This window comes from Pseudomonas lyxosi, assembly GCF_047758685.1.
Lineage (GTDB): Bacteria > Pseudomonadota > Gammaproteobacteria > Pseudomonadales > Pseudomonadaceae > Aquipseudomonas > Aquipseudomonas lyxosi.
The window spans coordinates 2,054,399-2,073,715 of the sequence record NZ_CP180481.1 but is presented as its reverse complement, the minus strand read 5'-3'; the positions used below and the strand labels follow the sequence as shown (position 1 = coordinate 2,073,715).

15 protein-coding genes are annotated in these 19,317 nt (G+C 60.0%); 5 read left to right on the top strand and 10 right to left on the bottom strand.

What is annotated here, in order from left to right; all coding sequences use genetic code 11:
* Window positions 1-144: 144 nt before the first annotated feature.
* Complete coding sequence (gene amaB, locus ACMXYI_RS09645) at window positions 145-1,635, bottom strand: L-piperidine-6-carboxylate dehydrogenase (protein WP_415773042.1); 1,491 nt, start codon at window positions 1,633-1,635, stop codon at window positions 145-147.
* A 174-nt stretch (window positions 1,636-1,809) separates the two neighbouring features.
* Here amaB and ACMXYI_RS09640 point away from each other — a divergent pair, with 174 nt between their 5' ends.
* From ACMXYI_RS09640 to nadE, 3 genes are all read left to right on the top strand, one after another.
* A complete protein-coding gene (locus ACMXYI_RS09640; RefSeq protein ID WP_415773041.1) occupies window positions 1,810-2,715 on the top strand; it encodes a LysR family transcriptional regulator in 906 nt (301 codons plus the stop codon).
* 119 nt (window positions 2,716-2,834) lie between these two features.
* Window positions 2,835-4,070, top strand: coding sequence for a nicotinate phosphoribosyltransferase (pncB, locus tag ACMXYI_RS09635; protein WP_415773040.1), 1,236 nt, complete (start codon window positions 2,835-2,837; stop codon window positions 4,068-4,070).
* A 4-nt stretch (window positions 4,071-4,074) separates the two neighbouring features.
* The gene (nadE, locus tag ACMXYI_RS09630) at window positions 4,075-4,902 is read left to right on the top strand and encodes an ammonia-dependent NAD(+) synthetase (protein ID WP_415773039.1); all 828 of its coding nucleotides are present in this window, start codon (window positions 4,075-4,077) and stop codon (window positions 4,900-4,902) included.
* A gap of 65 nt (window positions 4,903-4,967) precedes the next feature.
* Here nadE and azu read toward each other — a convergent pair whose 3' ends face one another.
* The gene (azu, locus tag ACMXYI_RS09625) at window positions 4,968-5,414 is read right to left on the bottom strand and encodes an azurin (RefSeq protein ID WP_046054918.1); all 447 of its coding nucleotides are present in this window, start codon (window positions 5,412-5,414) and stop codon (window positions 4,968-4,970) included.
* A gap of 343 nt (window positions 5,415-5,757) precedes the next feature.
* On the opposite strand from azu, the gene ACMXYI_RS09620 reads away from it, so the two are divergent.
* Together ACMXYI_RS09620 and ACMXYI_RS09615 are read left to right on the top strand one after the other, a co-directional pair.
* Window positions 5,758-6,345, top strand: coding sequence for a TIGR00730 family Rossman fold protein (locus tag ACMXYI_RS09620; RefSeq protein WP_033055560.1), 588 nt, complete (start codon window positions 5,758-5,760; stop codon window positions 6,343-6,345).
* Between the two features lie 68 nt (window positions 6,346-6,413).
* Window positions 6,414-6,605, top strand: coding sequence for a hypothetical protein (locus tag ACMXYI_RS09615; protein ID WP_018928487.1), 192 nt, complete (start codon window positions 6,414-6,416; stop codon window positions 6,603-6,605).
* A 90-nt stretch (window positions 6,606-6,695) separates the two neighbouring features.
* Here the strand turns inward: ACMXYI_RS09615 and ACMXYI_RS09610 are convergent, their stop codons facing one another.
* From ACMXYI_RS09610 to rpsR, 8 genes are all read right to left on the bottom strand, one after another.
* Window positions 6,696-7,598, bottom strand: coding sequence for a transglutaminase family protein (locus tag ACMXYI_RS09610; RefSeq protein ID WP_415773038.1), 903 nt, complete (start codon window positions 7,596-7,598; stop codon window positions 6,696-6,698).
* Window positions 7,598-10,084, bottom strand: a complete 2,487-nt coding sequence (locus tag ACMXYI_RS09605) for a circularly permuted type 2 ATP-grasp protein (RefSeq protein ID WP_415773037.1) — start codon at window positions 10,082-10,084, stop codon at window positions 7,598-7,600. The genes ACMXYI_RS09610 and ACMXYI_RS09605 overlap by 1 nt, the downstream gene beginning before the upstream one ends.
* 88 nt (window positions 10,085-10,172) lie before the next feature.
* Window positions 10,173-13,448 (bottom strand): DUF2126 domain-containing protein, encoded by a 3,276-nt coding sequence (locus ACMXYI_RS09600; RefSeq protein WP_415773036.1) that lies wholly within the window; start codon window positions 13,446-13,448, stop codon window positions 10,173-10,175.
* 320 nt (window positions 13,449-13,768) lie between these two features.
* Window positions 13,769-16,072 (bottom strand): YgiQ family radical SAM protein, encoded by a 2,304-nt coding sequence (locus ACMXYI_RS09595; protein WP_415773035.1) that lies wholly within the window; start codon window positions 16,070-16,072, stop codon window positions 13,769-13,771.
* A gap of 101 nt (window positions 16,073-16,173) precedes the next feature.
* Complete coding sequence (gene dnaB, locus ACMXYI_RS09590; protein ID WP_033055553.1) at window positions 16,174-17,568, bottom strand: replicative DNA helicase; 1,395 nt, start codon at window positions 17,566-17,568, stop codon at window positions 16,174-16,176.
* Window positions 17,569-17,687: 119 nt separating this feature from the next.
* Entirely contained in the window at window positions 17,688-18,134 is a 447-nt protein-coding gene (gene rplI, locus ACMXYI_RS09585; RefSeq protein ID WP_033055552.1) for a 50S ribosomal protein L9, read from the bottom strand.
* 19 nt (window positions 18,135-18,153) lie between these two features.
* The gene (locus ACMXYI_RS09580) at window positions 18,154-19,047 is read right to left on the bottom strand and encodes a hypothetical protein (protein ID WP_415773034.1); all 894 of its coding nucleotides are present in this window, start codon (window positions 19,045-19,047) and stop codon (window positions 18,154-18,156) included.
* 36 nt (window positions 19,048-19,083) lie between these two features.
* Complete coding sequence (gene rpsR, locus ACMXYI_RS09575) at window positions 19,084-19,314, bottom strand: 30S ribosomal protein S18 (protein WP_002551829.1); 231 nt, start codon at window positions 19,312-19,314, stop codon at window positions 19,084-19,086.
* Window positions 19,315-19,317 lie beyond the last annotated feature (3 nt).

Here is a 19,317-nt window from a genome sequence, read left to right as displayed (position 1 = left end):
TAGCGAATCGTCGCCGCCCCGTTGGGCTGCGAAGCGGCCCCTAATAATGGGACTGCTGCGCAGTCCAACGGGGCGGCGACGATTCGCTAAATCCCCTCGCCACAAAAGCCCGCGCCCACAGGGGATCTCCGTTTGACTCAAACCTCAGTCGAACGTAATGCCCTGAGCCAACGGCAATTCCAGCGAATAGTTCACGGTGTTGGTCTGACGGCGCATGTAGCCGCGCCATGCATCGGAACCGGATTCACGACCGCCGCCCGTTTCTTTCTCACCGCCAAACGCCCCGCCGATTTCCGCGCCGCTCGGGCCAATGTTGACGTTGGCGATACCGCAGTCGCTGCCCACCGCCGACATGAACTGCTCGGCTTCACGCACGTCAGTGGTGAAGATGCACGACGACAGGCCTTGTGGCACGGCGTTGTTCAGGCGCAGCGCTTCGTCGAAATCCTTGTAACCGACCACGTACAGAATCGGCGCGAAGGTTTCGTGGCAAACCACATCGCTCTGCTCCGGCATTTCAACGATGGCCGGCGAGACGTAATAAGCGTTAGGGAATTTGTCTTCCAGTTGACGCTTGCCGCCGAACACCCGGCCGCCTTCGCTCAAGGCCTGTTCAAGCGCGTCCTGCATGTTTTCGAAGCTGTGCCTGTCGATCAGCGGACCGATCAGGTTGCCTTCCAGCGGGTTGCCAATACGCACTTTGGAGTAAGCGGCTTTCAGGCGGGTGACGATTTCTTCTTTCACCGATTCATGGGCAATCAGGCGACGCAACGTGGTGCAACGCTGACCGGCAGTGCCGACGGCGCTAAACAGGATGGCTCGTACGGCCATGTCCAGGTCGGCGCTTGGGCCGAGGATCATTGCGTTGTTGCCGCCCAGTTCCAGAATGCTGCGAGCGAAACGTGCGGCGATTTTCGGCGCCACTTCGCGGCCCATGCGGGTGCTGCCGGTGGCGCTGATCAGCGCGACACGCGGGTCATCGACCAGGGCTTCGCCGGCATCGCGACCGCCGATGATGACTTGGCTCAGGTGCGGCGGCGCGTCGCTGAAGTTCTTCAGTACGCGGTCGAACAGCGCCTGGCAGGCCAGGGCGGTCAGCGGGGTTTTCTCCGACGGTTTCCAGATCACCGGGTTACCGCAGACCAGCGCCAGCGCGGTGTTCCAGGCCCAGACCGCAACCGGGAAGTTGAACGCACTGATGACGCCAACGACGCCCAGGGGGTGCCAGGTTTCGCGCATGTGGTGGCCAGGACGCTCGGAAGCGATGGTCAAACCGTACAGCTGACGGGACAGGCCGACGGCGAAATCGCAGATGTCGATCATTTCCTGAACTTCACCCAGACCTTCCTGAGTGATCTTGCCGGCTTCCCAGGACACCAGCTCGCCAAGGTCGGCCTTGTATTCACGCAGAATATCGCCCAGTTGGCGGACCAGTTCGCCACGGCGTGGGGCCGGGACCTTGCGCCACAATTCGAACGCATGATCTGCACGACTGATGTGCTGCTCGACTTCAGCGGCGCCTTCCCAGTTCACGGCGGCGATCTGGCTGCCATCGATCGGCGAATGCACCGGCACTTTGCCGTTCTGGTACAGGGCCGGGTTCACACCAAGACGATCAAGCAATGCGGCAACCATGGGTCACTCCTCAAGCGAAAAACAGAAAACGTGCAGCCGGATTAATTCGGCTGGTGAGGTCTGTAGTTTTAGCGCTCCCGACGTTACCCAACAAACGACCTTTAAGAGAGATATCATTCCGTTTATTCATGCTGCGAATTGCTGGTAAGAAAGAAACAAGAAAAAGGACAACCAATGCTGAATAAACGCTACTTGCCGTCGATCACCGCGCTGCAGTGTTTTGAAGCCGTGACCCGGCATTTGAGCTTCACCCGGGCGGCTGAAGAGCTGAACCTGACCCAGAGTGCTGTCAGCAAACAGGTCGCGCAACTCGAAGAATTGCTGCAGCACCTGTTGTTCCGCCGGGTACGCCGTCGCCTGCAAATGACCCCGGCCGGTGATTTGTATCTGGTGGAGGTAAGAAAAATCCTCACGCAGGTCGAGATGTCGACCCACTACCTGCGCTCCTACGGCGGTGAAACCGAAGTCCTGCGCGTCTCGACGCCTCCGACCTTCGGCGCGCGCTGGCTAGTGCCACGCTTGAAAGGCTGGCGTCTGCGCCATCCCTCGATCCATCTGGACCTGTGCAGCGAACAGGAAGCCGACGATCTGCTGCAAGGTCGCAGCGACCTGGCGTTCTACTTCGGCCAGGGCTCACGCCCCGGCACTGAATGCCTGAAGCTGTTCGGCGAAGAGCTGGTGCCGGTCTGCGCACCGGGTAGTCTGCCGGACACGCCGTTCACCGATCCTACGCAACTCACCGACCTGGTCCTGCTGCAAAACGCCTCCCGGCCGCAGGCCTGGCACGACTGGTTCGACAGTCAGGGCTACCACACCGAACACAGCTACCACGGCCCGCGTTTCGAAACCTTTTACATGTGCATCCGTGCAGCCCAGGTCGGCTGCGGTGTAGCGCTGTTGCCGCGGTTTCTGGTGGAAGAGGAATTGGCCGACGGCAAACTGGTCATACCCTGGCAGCACGCGATGCCGAGCACCGATGCCTATTACCTGGCGTACCCGGAGCATTCGGCGGAAGTGCCAAAAGTGCGGGATTTTGTGAAGTGGATGCTGGAGCAGATTGATAGCCCTGCGACACCTTGAGGACGTCATCCACAAAAAACACTGGCAATCCTCACCACTGATATGCGCCACTAGCCCCATTCATTGAAACAGCTGCAACGTCGCTGCCACGGGCCGCGGCCAGCCTGGAGAACCCCGTTATGAGCGAGAGCGTGTTTGGCGATCGCATCGTGCAGAACCTGCTCGACACCGACTTCTACAAACTGACGATGATGCAGGCGGTGCTGCACAACTACCCGAACGTGGAAGTCGAATGGGAGTTTCGTTGCCGTAACAGTGAAGATTTGCGCCCGTATCTGGCGGAAATCCGCTTCCAGATCGAGCGCCTTGCCGAATTGAGCCTGAGCGCCGACCAGTTGAGCTTCATGGAGCGCATCAGCTTCATGAAGCCGGATTTCCTGCGTTTTCTCGGGTTATTCCGCTTCAATCTGCGCTACGTCCACACCGGTATCGAAAACGGCGAGCTGTTCATCCGCCTGCGCGGGCCATGGCTGCACGTGATCCTGTTCGAAGTACCGCTTCTGTCCATCGTCAGCGAAGTGCGCAACCGCTATCGCTACCGTGAGATCGTCCTGGAACAGGCGCGCGAGCAGCTCTACCGCAAGTTCGACTGGCTCACCGCCAACGCCAGCGCGGAGGAATTGTCCGAGTTGCAGGTCGCCGATTTCGGCACTCGCCGTCGCTTCTCGTACCGCGTGCAGGAAGAAGTGGTGAACGTGCTCAAGCACGATTTCCCCGGTCGTTTTGTCGGCACCAGCAACGTGCACCTTTCACGGGAGCTGGACATGAAGCCGTTGGGCACCATGGCCCACGAATGGATCATGGCCCACCAACAACTCGGCCCGCGGCTGATCGACAGTCAGATTGCCGCCCTCGATTGCTGGGTCCGCGAGTACCGTGGCCTGTTGGGGATCGCCCTCACCGACTGCATCACCACCGATGCCTTTCTCAGCGATTTCGACCTGTACTTCGCCAAGCTGTTTGACGGCCTGCGCCATGATTCCGGTGATCCGGTGCTCTGGGCGGAAAAGGCCATTGCCCATTACCACAAGCTCGGCATCGACCCGATGAGCAAGACGCTGGTGTTCTCCGACAGCCTGACGCTGCCAAAATCCCTGGAGATTTTTCGGGCGCTGCGCGGTCGGATCAATGTCAGCTTTGGCATCGGCACCAACCTGACGTGCGATATTCCGGGTGTTGAACCGATGAGCATCGTGCTTAAAATGGCCGCCTGCAACGGCCAGCCCGTGGCAAAGATTTCCGATGAGCCTGGCAAGACTCACTGCAAAGACCCGAATTTCGTCGCCTATTTGCGACACGTTTTCAAAGTACCTGCCGCCCTTTCCAGCACATCAAGCACATCTAGCAAGGAGTGAATTCATGCAAGCCGAACAGCGTGAGATTGCTGAACAGCTCAAGGTCCAGCCGCCGTTCGCCGACCAGGCCGCCCTCGAGGCTGAAGTCGCCCGGCGGATTACCTTCATCCAGGACTGCCTGGTCAACTCCGGGCTCAAGACCCTGGTACTCGGCATCAGCGGCGGCGTCGACTCCCTGACCGCCGGCCTGTTGGCCCAGCGTGCGATGCGCGAACTGCGCACACGCACAGGCGACAACAGCTACAAGTTCATCGCTGTGCGTTTGCCGTACGAAACCCAGTTTGACGAACACGACGCCCAGGCTTCGGTGGATTTCATCGCCCCGGACGAGCGCCACACCGTGAACATCGGCCCGGCGGTCAAAGCCCTGGCCAGTGAAGTAGCGGCCTTCGAAGGCAAGCACGCGGTCTCGGTGGATTTCGTGCTCGGCAACACCAAGGCGCGGATGCGCATGGTCGCCCAATACACCATCGCCGGTGCAGCCCAGGGCCTGGTGATCGGCACCGACCACGCGGCGGAAGCGGTGATGGGCTTCTTCACCAAGTTCGGTGACGGCGCTTGCGACCTGGCGCCACTGAGCGGTCTGGTAAAAAACCAGGTCCGGAACATCGCCCGCAGCTTTGGCGCGCCGGAGTCGCTGGTGGAAAAAATCCCGACGGCCGACCTTGAAGACCTGTCGCCCGGCAAACCGGACGAAGCGTCCCACGGCGTGACCTACGCCGAGATCGACGCGTTCCTGCACGGCGAACCGGTGCGTGAGGAAGCGTTCAAGATCATTTGTGACACGTATAAAAAGACTCATCACAAGCGAGTGATGCCGTTCGCGCCTTGATTGAGCGAACAGACAGGCACAAAAAAAGCGTCCATGTGGACGCTTTTTTTATGAGAAGGATTCGATTACTTCAGGACAACAGTGCCTTTCATCATCGAGATGTGGCCAGGGAACGAGCAGAAAAAACCGTACTTCTCGGCAGCATCGAGCTTCGATACGTCGAAGGTCACCGAGTCGGTTTCCTTGGCGCCGATGATTTTGGTGTGGGCGATGATGCGCGCGTCACCTTCCGGCAGGTAGTTCTTTTCGATGCCTGCGGCCAGGCCCGCGGTGGCGATCGGCTGCATATCAGCCTCTTTACTCAGCACCCAGTTATGACCCATGACGTTTTTCGGCAGGTTGCCGGAGTGTTTCAGCTCCACGGTGAACGTCTTGCAGCTCTTGTCGATGCTGATTTCCTTGGTATCGAAGGACATTTGATCAGTCGAATCGACAGTGACCTTGCATTCAGCAGCCATCAATTGGCTGCTGGCCAGTGTCAGCAGGGATACCGCAACAAGTTTGGCAAACATGGTGAATCTCCAAGGCAGGGTTAACAAAAGTGCGAATGGACAGAAGACTGCCTGAAAACTTCGCAAGTTCCTATGACCTGAATCAAAAATTGTATACAACTTTCGGGCTATGACACCTATCGAAACAATCTACCAGCCAGACGTCTGGTGCGGCCCTATCATCAGGTCGTACTCACCCATCTGGAGCGTCAGTCATGTCCCTTAACAGCCTGTTGCGCAGTTTGCTCGCCGCCTACGCCTGTGGCGCCAGCGGAACCTTTGAAACACCTGAACGCGAAGTGTAGACCTTGGAACGCCGCGTGCCTGCCTTTACTCTGTGGCCATCCTGACCATGGAGTAAGGCATGTCTTTAGCGTCCGTTTGTGTATTTTGCGGTGCCAGCACTGGCACCAACCCGGCTTATCGTGAAGCGGCTGTCGCCTTGGGGCGAGCATTGGCCGAGCGTAAGCTGACTCTGGTCTATGGCGGCGGTGCCGTCGGGCTGATGGGCATCGTCGCCGATGCTGCGCTGGCGGCCGGCGGTGAAGTGATCGGGATCATCCCGCAAAGCCTCAAAGACAAGGAAATCGGTCACAGCGGCCTGACTCGTCTGGAAGTGGTCGACGGCATGCATGCGCGCAAGGCGCGGATGGCCGAGCTCAGTGACGCCTTTATCGCCCTGCCCGGCGGCCTGGGCACACTGGAAGAACTGTTCGAAGTCTGGACCTGGGGCCAGCTCGGCTACCACGGCAAACCGCTGGGGCTGCTGGAAGTGAACGGTTTCTACAGCAAATTGACGTCTTTTCTCGATCATATCGTCGGCGAAGGCTTCGTTCGGGAACCGCACCGTGACATGCTGCAAGTGAGCGAATCGCCGCAAACCCTGCTCGATGCACTCGACGCCTGGCAGCCGACAGTGGTGCCAAAGTGGCTCGAGCAAAAACCCAGCTAACGGCTGGGCATCGATACAGGGCAGAATACGCGCCGCTCAACCTCACCTTCGACCCCAGAGGATCGCCCATGGCTAAACCCAATTATTCCTTCGCCAAACGTCAGAGAGACTTGGCCAAGGAGCAGAAGAAAGAGGAAAAGCTTCAGCGCAAGAAAGCTACAGCTGAAGAAGAAGCCGCCGCACTGAACCCGGATGCAGAAGGTGAAGTGGCCGCAGAAGATGATGTTGAAGCACCGAAAGATCAGGCGCCCGACGCCTGAGACCCTCAGGGCCCGATGATCTGATCAGGCCCACCGGATCTGTGTCCAGGGTCAGCAACGATGTTGCTGACCCTCACAAATCCCCCGCAATCACGAACGACGTTCATCCAAAGGCATCACCGTCACCCGAACCTCGGGATCATGGCTGCCGCCCCCAAGAATCACCCCACGCAGCGGCGAGACATCGGAAAAATCCCGGCCCCAGGCCAAGGTGATGTGTTCCAGCGCCGGCTGCACGTTATTGGTCGGATCGAAATCCACCCAACCAAGCACCGGGCAAAACACTGAAACCCACGCATGAGACGCATCGGCGCCGATCAGTCGCGGCTGGCCCGGTGGTGGCTGGGTCAGCAGGTAGCCACTGATGTACCGCGCCGCCAACCCTCGGGAGCGCACACACGCGAGCATCAGGTGAGCGAAGTCCTGACAAACACCGCGCCGGCGCTCCAGCACTTCCACCAGCGGCGTCGCCACTTGGGTCGCTTCAGCGTCGAAGGTGAATTCGCTGAAAATCTTCTCCATCAGCGCCTGAACCCCCAACAGCAGCGGCCGACCCGGAGGAAAACAGCTTTCGGAAAACTCGACGAAGTTGCGCTTCAAATGCACGTAGGGTGATTCGAACCGGTAACGACACGCTTCCAGCAATTCGGGGGAAAGCGGCTGACTGCTGTAGGTCAGCGCGTTGCGGGTTTCTTCCCACGCGGGGGATTGATTGAAATCCAGAGCCGGCCGGGCCAGCACTTCGACGGTGAGCCGGGCGTTGACCAGCAATTCATCGTGCGGCCGCTCGAACGCCAACCGGGTCAGCGGATTACCAAACACATCCAGCTCATCGCGGCGCGAAGTCGGGTCGGGACTGATCTGCAGTTGCTGCTCGGTGCAGCGCTGCCAGGCACACGACCGCGGCCACAGGTGCGCGAGCTGCTGAGCCAGAGAGACCGGGCTGTCGTAGTGATAATGGGTGTCGTGGAGAATCTGGTAATGGGCGCTCATCAAACGGACACCGTGCGCTGGCTGACGTCATCGACGTGGGCGAAATGGCGCAAGGCCAGACGATCCGAAACTTGCCCGCTGGCGTCGGCGATTTCTTGCAACAGGTCGGCCAGCCCCTCAATGGCCGCCCGAACGCTGGCTTCGCCGAACAATGAGTTCTCCAGGCATCCCAGATTGAACTGTGCCAAGCGTTCCACCAACTGCGGCAAGCCCGCTTCGCGAGGCACACCGAAGTCGTCATTCAAGCGTTTCAAGGTACGAGTCACCAGTTTCAACTGAAACAGCACGGCATGGGGGTTCTGCTCGTCGAGCAGCAACAGGTCAAGCACCGGGATCAGTTGCGCCACCGCCAGATACCGCGAACGGTAAGTGATGCTGCTGTTGCCCAGCTCCAGCAGCCATTCCAGTCCGGCCTGATCGAAAGCACCGGCACCGCGCAGAAATGCCGCCAGGCTGGCGCTGAGAAATTGCAGACGTTCGATCCGGCGGCCGATCATCAGGAATCGCCAGCCTTCGTCCCGGGTCATGTCGTCGAGGGCGAAACCGGATAACGCCGCCAGGGACATCACCAAACGGTTGAGGAAATCCAGCAATTCGCCGAAATCTGGCTCTTCGGCTTCCAGCTCCATGGCCTCGCGCTGCAACTCCACCAGCGCTTGCCAGTTTTCCCGCGAGAGCTTGCCGCGCACTTGCGATGCCGCCCACTGCAAACGTTGCAGGTTGGAGCGCAGGCTGAACGACCAGTCGTCGCCGAGCAATGCCGCCAGCAAACGCTCCGGCAACTCGCCTTCATCGGGCAACAACATCAATCGTTCGCCCAGATCGACCGCCGCCCCCAGGGCTTGCGGGTCATCGCCATCGACATACCGCGCCAGCATGATTCGCAGCAGCCGCGCGCTGTCATCGCAGCGCTCGCAGTAACGGCCGAACCAGAACAGGTTTTCCACCACCCGCGACGGCAGGTACGGATCACGTCTTACCAGGTCGTGCACACCGATCGTACGCTGGGTTTTCCATTGCTCACCGCTCGGCGGACGATCCCCCAGCACCCAGGTGTCTTTGCTCGCGCCACCACGCTGCATCGACACTACTTCGGCGTCAGCCTCGGCGGCAACCCGGGTAAGGCCGCCGGGCAGAACCCGATAACCCTCACGGCTGGCCACGGCGTACACGCGCATGCCAATAGCCCGAGGTTGCAGATGACCGTCTTCAGCCTGCCAGATCGGGGCTTGAGAGAGCTGAGCCAATTCTTGCGCGACATAGGCGTAAGGCCGGGCCTGCATGCGCTCGGCCAGCTCCTGACGCTGTTTTTCACTCAAATCACGGCCAAATACTGGCGTGAAGCTCTGTGATGGGAAAGCCGGTTTGATCAACAACTCCGGCAATTTTTCCAGGGCCTGAGCCAGCACCGGTGCTTCACCGCACCACCAGGTCGCGATGGAGGGCAGAATCAGTTCTTCGCCGAACAGGAATTGATTGATCCTCGGCAGGAAGCCCAACAATCCCGGTGACTCCAGCACACCACTGCCGAGGGCATTGGCCACCAGCACCCGCCCTTGGCGTACCGCTTCCAGCAATCCTGGCACGCCAAGGGCCGAGTCGGTGCGCAGCTCCAGCGGATCGCAGAAGTCATCGTCGAGCCGCCGCATGATCGCGTGGACCCGGCGCAGTCCGCTCAAGGTTTTCAGGTAGACCGTGGCATCCCGGACGGTCAGGTCGCCGCCCTCTACCAGTGGATAACCGAGCTGGCGCGCCAGATACAAATGTTCAAAATAGCTTTCGTTGAAACGTCCCGGTGTCAGCAGCACGATCAGCGGCGCTTCATCATCACTCGGCGCCTGACGGGCCAGGGTTTCCTGAAGCGTGCGGAAGAATCCGGCCAGGTGCTGCACTTTCAAATCGCGGTACAACTCGGGAAAGGCCCGGGACACGATGGTGCGGTTTTCCAGCGCATAACCGGCACCGGACGGTGCTTGCGTCCGATCCGCTGTCACCCACCAGCGACCGTCAGGCGTGCGTGCCAGATCCACGGCGTACAGATGCAGAAAAGCCCCGTCGGGCGGCGTGATGCCCTGACAGGGCCAGAGGAAGTTGTTGTGACCGAAGACCAGCTCAGCAGGCAGCAAGCCCTCGGCGATCAAGCGTTGCGGGCCGTACAAATCTGCCAGCACAGCATTGAGCAAGCGTGCCCGCTGGGCGATCCCGGCCGATAGCTGTTGCCATTCATCAGCAGCAATCACATGCGGAAGCAGATCGAGCTCCCACGGCCGATCGGCACCCTTGGGGTCGGCGTAGACGTTGTACGTCACGCCGTTTTCCTGGATCTGCCGGGTCAGCAGCGCCTGACGCTGCACCAATTGCGTTGGTGTGCTGCGTTGCAATTGGTCGAACAACCGACGCCAGTGCGGGCGCACCGCGCCGCTGTCGTCGAGCAGTTCGTGATAAGTGCCCGCCGTCAGCGGGTAGCGGTCAAGCAGGTCAGGCATGGAAAGCTCGGCAGACAGCAAAGAACGGTCAGACTAACGCAGGCTCATGACGCCCGGATATACGAAAAATCCGAGCGTCGCGTACGGTTTAGAAACGTCGTAAATCGAGAGTCATCGGTAGCTCGTCGTTAATTTCCATATTGGGTATAGGAAGTTTCCCTGGCGTATGTCCGATGCGGAAAAAACGCGCCATGCGCCGGCTCTCTGCCTCATTGGCGTTCACCGGCAAGCTGTCGTAGTTGCGCCCACCCGGGTGGGCGACGTGGTACTGACAGCCACCCAGCGAACGCTGCATCCAGGTGTCGAGCAGGTCGAACACCAACGGCGCGTGGACCGGGATGGTCGGCTGCAGGCAGTTGGCCGGTTGCCAGGCGCGGAAACGCACGCCAGCGACAAACTCGCCGACCCGCCCGGTGGGTTGCAATGGCACCGGGATGCCGTTGCACGTCAGCAGATAACGCTGCGGCGCCAAGCCCGTGAGTTTGACCTGCAAGCGTTCCAGCGACGAATCCACATAACGTACCGTGCCGCCGACTGCGCCCTCCTCGCCCAGCACATGCCAGGGCTCCAGCGCCTGGCGCAATTGCAGCTCTATGCCGCTGACGGCGTAATCACCGACCTTGGGAAAACGAAATTCCAGATGCGCCGCAAACCACTCGGCGCGCACGGGATAACCGGCGGCATTGAGGTCGACGATGACGTCGGCGAAGTCCTGCTCGATAAAGTGCGGCAACAGGAACCGATCGTGCAGCTCAGTGCCCCAGCGCGCCAGTTTTGGCGGCGCATAAGGCTCGCGCCAGAATCGAGCCACCAGGGCCCGCAGCAACAACTGCTGCGCCAGACTCATGCGCGCATGGGGCGGCATTTCGAAGGCTCGCAATTCGAGCAATCCAAGGCGACCGGTAGCACCGTCCGGTGAATACAGTTTGTCGATGCAAAATTCGGCACGGTGAGTGTTGCCGGTCACGTCGATCAGCAAGTTGCGCAGCAGTCGATCCACTAGCCAAGGCGCGCACTCCTCACCCGGCTCAGGCATCTGGGCGAAGGCGATTTCCAGTTCATACAAGGCATCGTTGCGTGCTTCGTCGACCCGTGGCGCCTGAGACGTCGGGCCGATGAACAATCCGGAAAACAGGTAGGACAAGGACGGGTGGTTATGCCAATAGCTGATCAGGCTGCGCAGCAAATCCGGACGGCGTAGAAACGGCGAGTCAGCCGGCGTCGCGCCACCCAGTACGAAATGGTTACCGCCGCCGGTGCCGGTGTGCCGGCCGTCGATCATGAATTTCTCGGTGGTCAATCGGGTCTGGCGTGCCTCTTCGTAAAGGAACTCGGTGCGCTCAACCAATTCATCCCACGTGGAGGACGGCTGCACGTTGACCTCGATCACACCCGGATCGGGCGTGATGCGGAAATTGCTCAGGCGCGGATCGCTCGGCGGCTCATAGCCTTCCAGCAATACCGGGCAATGCAATTCCTCGGCGGTGGCTTCGATGGCACTGACCAGTTCCAGATAATCCTCGACCCGCTCCAGCGGCGGCATGAACAGGTACAACCGCCCTTCTCGCGCTTCGGCGCAGAACGCCGTGCGGGTCAGCCAGTCGGCGGATTCGTCGATCTTCGGCTCACGCTCTTCAGCAACGGCAGCAGCGCCTTGGCTCTGAAGTTGTGCCGTGTCGGGCAGTGCAGGGAAATCCTGATTCGGGTCCACCGGATGAATGAACGGGTACTCCGCCGCTTTCACCCAAGGCTGCGAGCCGAGCGGCAAGCGATAGCCCAGCGGCGAATCCCCTGGCACCAGTCGGCAATGCTCATCGCGCAGATACCAGCGGCCGCTTTGCCACTGATCGCCCTTGGCGGTGCGCGCCAGCGGCAGGACCTGACCGATGACTTTGTCCAGACCCTGGCTGAAGACTTTACGCAGGCGCGCACGCTCCAGAGGCTCTTCAAGACGCGAGTCTTCGGCGCTGACGTTCTGCGGCAAAGTGCCTTCGCGCCAGAGGTAATAGAAATTGTCTTCGTAGGCCGGAAATACAAAGCGTGTCGGAATTTTCAGGCGTTCGGCGACGCTGGCTAGAAAGCGTCCGGCCAGCTCGCCATTGGCACCGTAGTCTTCCTGCTCATCGGCAATCAGCGCGCTGTTGTGCCAGATCGGCACATCGTCGCGGCGCCAGTAGCAGTTCAGCGACCAGCGCGGCAATTGCTCGCCGGGGTACCACTTGCCCTGACCGAAATGCACCAGGCCTTTGGGCGCGTAGTGTTTGCGCATGCGCTGGAACAATTCGGCGGACAGACGCCGCTTGTCTGGCCCCAGTGCCGCCGTGTTCCACTCGGCACCGTCCGGGTCGTCGATGGAAACAAAAGTCGGTTCGCCGCCCATGGTCAGGCGTACATCGCCCTCCAGCAGGTCGGCATCGATCTGCCGACCCAACGCCTGGATCGCCAGCCATTGCTCTTCGGTGTAGGGCTTCGTTACCCGTGGCGCTTCCCAAATCCGCTCCACGGACATTTCGTGGGTGAATTCGCACTCGCACGGTTCAACCAAGCCACTGATCGGTGCCGCAGAGCCCGGATCGGGGCTGCAGGCCAACGGAATGTGTCCTTCACCGGCAAACAGCCCTGACGTCGCGTCCAGGCCGATCCAGCCGGCACCGGGCAAATAGACCTCGCACCAGGCGTGCAGATCGGTGAAGTCCACGTCAGTGCCCGACGGGCCGTCGAGGCTTTTGACGTCGGCGGTCAGTTGAATCAGGTAGCCGGAGACGAAACGCGCCGCCAGACCGAGGTTGCGCAGCAATTGCACCAGCAACCACGCAGAGTCGCGGCAAGAACCGGAGGCATGTTCCAGAGTGTGTTCGGGCGTTTGCACGCCCGGCTCCATGCGAATCAGGTAGCCAATGTCTTCGCTCAGGCGCTGATTGAGTGCGACGAGGAAATCCACACTGGGCAGCGGGGTACGGTCGATGCCATCCAGATAGGCCTTGAACTTCGGCGTCAGGGGCAAGGTTTCCAGGTACGGCGCCAGCTCCTTGCGCTCATCCGCGGCGTAGGCGAACGGGATCTTTTCCGCGTAGGGCTCAAGGAAGAAGTCGAACGGATTGAAGACCGCCATCTCCGCCAGCAGATCGACTTCGATCCGCAGCTCATCGGTTTTCTCCGGAAACACCAACCGCGCCAGGTAATTGCCCTGGGGGTCCTGCTGCCAGTTGATGAAGTGCTGCTCGGGCGAGACTTTCAGCGCATAGGACAAAATCCGCGTGCGACTGTGGGCAGCCGGGCGCAGGCGAACGATCTGCGGACCGAGCTCGACGGCGCGGTCGTAGCGGTAATGCGTGACGTGGTGCAATGCGACATGAATCGACACGGCGTGCCTCCTGCGAGCCTTAAGCGTTATCGAAAGCGCGCAAGACTTATGCCATCCAGCGGCGCTGGCGCTTTCTCCGGTTGCTTGAGGCAGTACAGCACCAAAATCGGGCGATGGGAGATTTTGCATTGGGACGTTTGCACATAATTGTGGCGTTCCAATGATCGTTCCCACACTCCCGCGTGGGAATGCAGCCCGTGACGCTGCGTCACTGGACGCGGAGCGTCCCTAGAGGCATTCCCACGCAGAGCATGGGAACGATCGGCAGACAAAAAAAACGCCAACCCGAAGGTTGGCGTTCTGTTATCAGCGGTCAGCGTTTAGCGCGGTACAACCGGCTTACGCGCAGGCTTCGGGCCCTTGCCTTTGGCCGCGTCCTTGCGATCCTTGGCCGCCTGCTGGTTGCGGGCGAACGCCGCTGCCTTGGCCTGTTCGCGCTTGTCCCACGGGTTGCCGCCATCACTGGCGCGCGGTGGCAGACCGGTGTGCTGGGTCAGGATCTTGGTGGTCTTTTCCCCGGCCACTTTATGGCTGCCGGCCGGAGTCGAGTTCTTGCGACGGGCGCTCTGGTAGCTGTCGGTCGCCGGCTGGTGCAGCGGGATCAACTGGTTCTTGCCCGGCCCGATCAGGTCGGCGCGGCCCATGCGGGTCAGCGCCTCACGCAGCATCGGCCAGCCTTTCGGGTCGTGATAACGCAAGAACGCCTTGTGCAGACGACGCTGCTCTTCGCTCTTGACGATGGTCACGGCGTCACTCTTGTAAGTGACCTTACGCAGCGGGTTCTTGCCCGAGTGGTACATCGCGGTGGCAGTGGCCATCGGCGACGGGTAGAACGCTTGCACCTGGTCGGCACGGAAGCCGTTGCCCTTGAGCCACAAGGCCAGGTTCATCATGTCTTCGTCGGTGGTGCCCGGGTGAGCGGCGATGAAGTACGGAATCAGGTACTGCTCTTTCCCGGCTTCCTTGGAGTACTTCTCGAACATGCGCTTGAACTTGTCATAGCTGCCGATGCCCGGTTTCATCATCTGATTGAGCGGACCTTCCTCGGTGTGTTCCGGGGCGATCTTCAGGTAACCACCGACGTGGTGGGTCACCAGCTCTTTGACGTACTCCGGCGACTCGACCGCGAGGTCGTAGCGCAGACCGGAAGCGATCAGGATCTTCTTCACACCCGGCAAGGCACGGGCGCTGCGGTACAGCTGAATCAGCGACGAGTGATCGGTGTTCAGGTTCGGGCAAATGCCCGGGAACACGCACGAAGGCTTGCGGCACGCGGATTCGATTTCCGGGGTCTTGCAGGCGATGCGGTACATGTTCGCGGTCGGGCCGCCGAGGTCGGAAATGACGCCGGTGAAGCCGGGGACCTTGTCGCGGATCTCTTCGATTTCACGAATGATCGACTCTTCGGAACGGTTCTGGATGATCCGGCCTTCGTGCTCGGTGATCGAGCAGAAGGTGCAGCCGCCGAAGCAGCCACGCATGATGTTCACCGAGAAGCGGATCATGTCGTAGGCAGGGATCTTTTCCTTGCCGTACGCCGGGTGCGGAATGCGCGCATAGGGCATGCCGAACACGTAGTCCATTTCTTCGGTGGTCATCGGAATCGGAGGCGGGTTGAACCAGACGTCGACTTCGCCGTGCTTCTGCACCAGCGCACGGGCGTTGCCCGGGTTGGTTTCCAGGTGAAGCACGCGGTTGGCGTGAGCATAAAGAACCGCGTCACCGCGGACTTTCTCAACCGAGGGCAGACGAATCACGGTCTTGTCGCGAGTCATCTTCGGACTGGCCAGGATCTGCACGACCTTGGCTTCGCTCGGGTCTTCAACCGGACCCTTTTCCTGCTCAATAGCGCAAGCCTGGGTGTCCTGGGTATTCACGTACGGGTTGATGATCTTGTCGATCTTGCCCGGACGGTCGATGCGCGTGGAATCGACTTCGTACCAGTCTTTCGGCGTGTCGCGACGAATGAACGCGGTACCGCGCACGTCGGTGATGTCTTCGATCTTGTGACCGTAGGACAGACGCTGGGCGACTTCGACGATCGCACGCTCGGCGTTGCCGTAGAGCAGGATGTCGGCGCAGGCGTCGATCAGGATCGAGTTGCGAACCCGGTCCTGCCAGTAATCGTAGTGGGCGATGCGGCGCAGGGAAGCTTCGATGCCACCGAGAACGATCGGCACGTTCTTGTAGGCTTCCTTGCAGCGCTGGCTGTAAACCAGGCTCGCGCGGTCCGGACGTTTGCCCGCCATGCCGCCGGGAGTGTAGGCGTCATCGGAGCGGATTTTCTTGTCGGCGGTGTAGCGGTTGATCATCGAGTCCATGTTGCCGGCCGCGACGCCGAAGAACAGGTTCGGCTCGCCGAGCTTCATGAAGTCGTCTTTGGACTGCCAGTTTGGCTGGGCAATGATCCCGACGCGGAAGCCTTGCGACTCCAGCAGCCGGCCGATGATTGCCATGCCGAACGACGGATGGTCAACGTACGCATCACCGGTGACGATGATGATGTCGCATGAATCCCAGCCAAGCTGATCCATCTCCTCCCTGCTCATCGGCAGGAATGGCGCGGGACCGAAACATTCGGCCCAGTACTTGGGATAGTCAAATAACGGCTTGGCTGTTTGCATGACGATGACCGGTGTTGAGATGAAAAATCGCGGGCGCGGAATATAGCACAAAAAATAACCAATTCCGACGGCTATGGTCGGAAATTGAAACCCTCGGCAACTTACTCGTCGTCGAAGTTGTAGCTGCCCGGCGCCAGGTTTTCGAAACGGGTGTACTTGCCGATGAACGCTAGTCGTGACGTACCGATCGGGCCGTTCCGCTGCTTGCCGATGATGATCTCGGCGATGCCTTTGTGTTCGGTTTCCGGGTGATACACCTCGTCCCGGTACACGAACATGATCACGTCGGCATCCTGCTCGATCGCTCCGGATTCCCGGAGGTCGGAGTTGATCGGGCGTTTGTTCGGTCGCTGCTCCAGGGAGCGGTTGAGCTGGGACAACGCCACTACCGGGCAGTTGAATTCCTTGGCCAGGGCTTTCAAGGAACGAGAGATCTCGGAAATCTCGTTGGTCCGGTTGTCACCGCCAGAACCCGGGATCTGCATCAATTGCAGGTAGTCGATCATGATCAGGGCGATATCGCCGTGTTCACGCACCAGACGCCGGGTCCGTGCGCGCATTTCCGATGGGCTGATACCGGCCGTATCGTCAATGAACAGCTTGCGATCGTTGAGCAAATTGACCGCCGATGTCAGGCGCGGCCAATCGTCGTCTTCCAGGCGACCGGCACGGACCTTGGTCTGGTCGATACGGCCGAGGGACGACAACATACGCATGATCAGCGATTCGCCTGGCATCTCCAGCGAGTAGACCAATACGCATTTGTCGCTGCGCAGCACGGCGTTTTCCACCAGGTTCATCGCAAAGGTGGTTTTACCCATGGATGGACGGCCGGCGACGATGATCAGGTCAGACGGTTGCAGGCCGCTGGTCATACCGTCGAGGTCGGTGTAACCGGTGGACAGGCCGGTAATGGCGTTATCGGTGTTGAACAAGGTGTCGATACGGTCGATGGCCTTGGTCAACAGGTCATTCACGCTCACCGGGCCGCCGGTTTTTGGCCGGGCCTCGGCGATCTGGAAGATTTGGCGTTCGGCTTCGTCGAGAATCTCTTCAGCCGAGCGGCCTTCCGGGTTGAAGGCGCTGTCGGCGATTTCGGTGGCGATGCCGATCAATTGTCGCAACGTCGCCCGTGCACGGACGATCTGGGCATAAGCCTTGATGTTGGCGACGGACGGCGTGTTTTTTGCCAGTTCGCCAAGGTATCCGAGGCCGCCGACTTGCGAGGTCTGACCTTCCTTGTCCAATTGCTCGGCAAGGGTCACGACGTCAATCGGCGAGTTCTGGTCGGCGAGCTTGGCGATCGCGCGGAAGATCAAACGGTGGTCATGTCGATAGAAATCGCCGTCCGACACCTGATCCAACACGCGTTCCCAGGCGTTGTTGTCCAGCATCAAACCACCGAGCACGGCCTGTTCGGCCTCGATGGAATGCGGCGGCACCTTCAGGGCAGCGGTTTGCAGATCGTATTGCTCGGGAGCGGAGATATCGTTCATGGCCACTTGAATAGTTGTGAAAATCAGGAACTGCAGAAAGACAAAGGGCACGACCTGTAAACAGGATCGTGCCCGATGTTACCGGCAAGCACCCGAGGGTGCCAGCCGACAAGTGCTGCTTAAGCTGCTACCACGACAACGCGTACGGTGGCTTCAACTTCGGCGTGCAGGTGCACGGCTACGTCGAATTCGCCTACGTTGCGGATAGTGCCGTTCGGCAGACGAACTTCGCTTTTTGCAACTTCAACGCCAGAGGCGGTCAGTGCATCAGCGATGTCGTGAGTACCGATCGAACCGAACAGCTTGCCTTCGTCGCCAGCGGTGGCAGTGATAGTCACTTCCAGCTCAGCCAGTTGGGCAGCGCGGCTTTCAGCCGAAATTTTACGATCTGCTGCGGCTTTTTCCAGCTCAGCGCGACGCTCTTCGAACGCAGCCAGGTTGGCAGCGGTCGCAGCGGTAGCTTTGCCGTAAGGCAGCAGGTAGTTACGACCGTAACCAGCCTTAACGTTCACTTTGTCACCCAGGTTGCCCAGGTTGGTGACTTTTTCCAGAAGGATCAGTTGCATGTGAAAATCCTCTTAACTTTTAACCTTCACCGTTCGCGCTATCGACGTCTTTCGGCGTCGAACGACCGCGAAAATCAATCAGGCTGTCGACGATGGCCAAGACCACCAGCAACGGATAGATCAGCTGCATGAACAGCAACAGCGTGACGTACAACCCCACCAGCCAGAACCTGGCCAGTCGCTTTTGCGCCACCAGCCCGTGAATCAGGGCCAGCCCGGCGAACACCAGCGGTACACTGCACAACGGCGTCAACATGGCCATCTGCGGACCGATGTTCGGTCCCAGAAGCATGAACGCCAGCAGTAACATCGCCAGCCCCAGCGGGAATCGGATGGCGCGAAACTCGCGACCAAAACCACCCGGGTTGTACAACAACGCCTGCCAGTAGCGCCCGACAAGCAGGCTCAGCACACTGACGATTTGCAACAAGGCCGCAATCAGGCCGGTCAGGACCGGTGCAATCAGGGACGCAAAATGCGCTTGCTCGTCTACCGACAACTTCTGGTAGACATCACCGAGTAGCGACGGCATGACTTTTATCAAAGCCTGCGCCAGCATCTCGATTTGGGGACCAAAAGCCGTCCCCAGCACCACTGAAAACACCACTCCCATCGCTATGCTGACCAGCAGCACGCGGTTCCAGGATTCGCTTGCGCGTAAAACCAACGCAAGGCTCCAAGCCCCCAGCAGCACCAGAAGTGCCCGTGGGTCATCGGAGTAAAGCCACCAGATCAACGCCGGCAGCAGTCCCAGAGCAAGAACGCCCAGGGCGTCCTTCAATCCGCGCCGCAGGAGCACAAGGCAACCAGCGGCAGCACCCAACCAATACAACAACGGCAATATTGCGCATCCGGCCACTACGAGAGTGGCCTGCATACGGCCGCGCATGATGAACTCAGCTATGGCACGCATGCTTTCAATCCTTTGCTACGTGTCGACTGCCCGGTCTCAGCGGCCGTGGCTGTCGGTGTAGGCCAGCAGGGCCAGGAAGCGGGCGCGCTTGATAGCGGTGGCCAGCTGACGCTGATAACGTGCTTTGGTACCGGTGATACGGCTTGGAACGATTTTGCCGGTCTCGGATACATAAGCTTTCAGAGTGTTGAGATCTTTGTAATCGATCTCTTTCACGTCTTCAGCGGTGAAGCGGCAGAATTTACGACGACGGAAGAAACGTGCCATGTA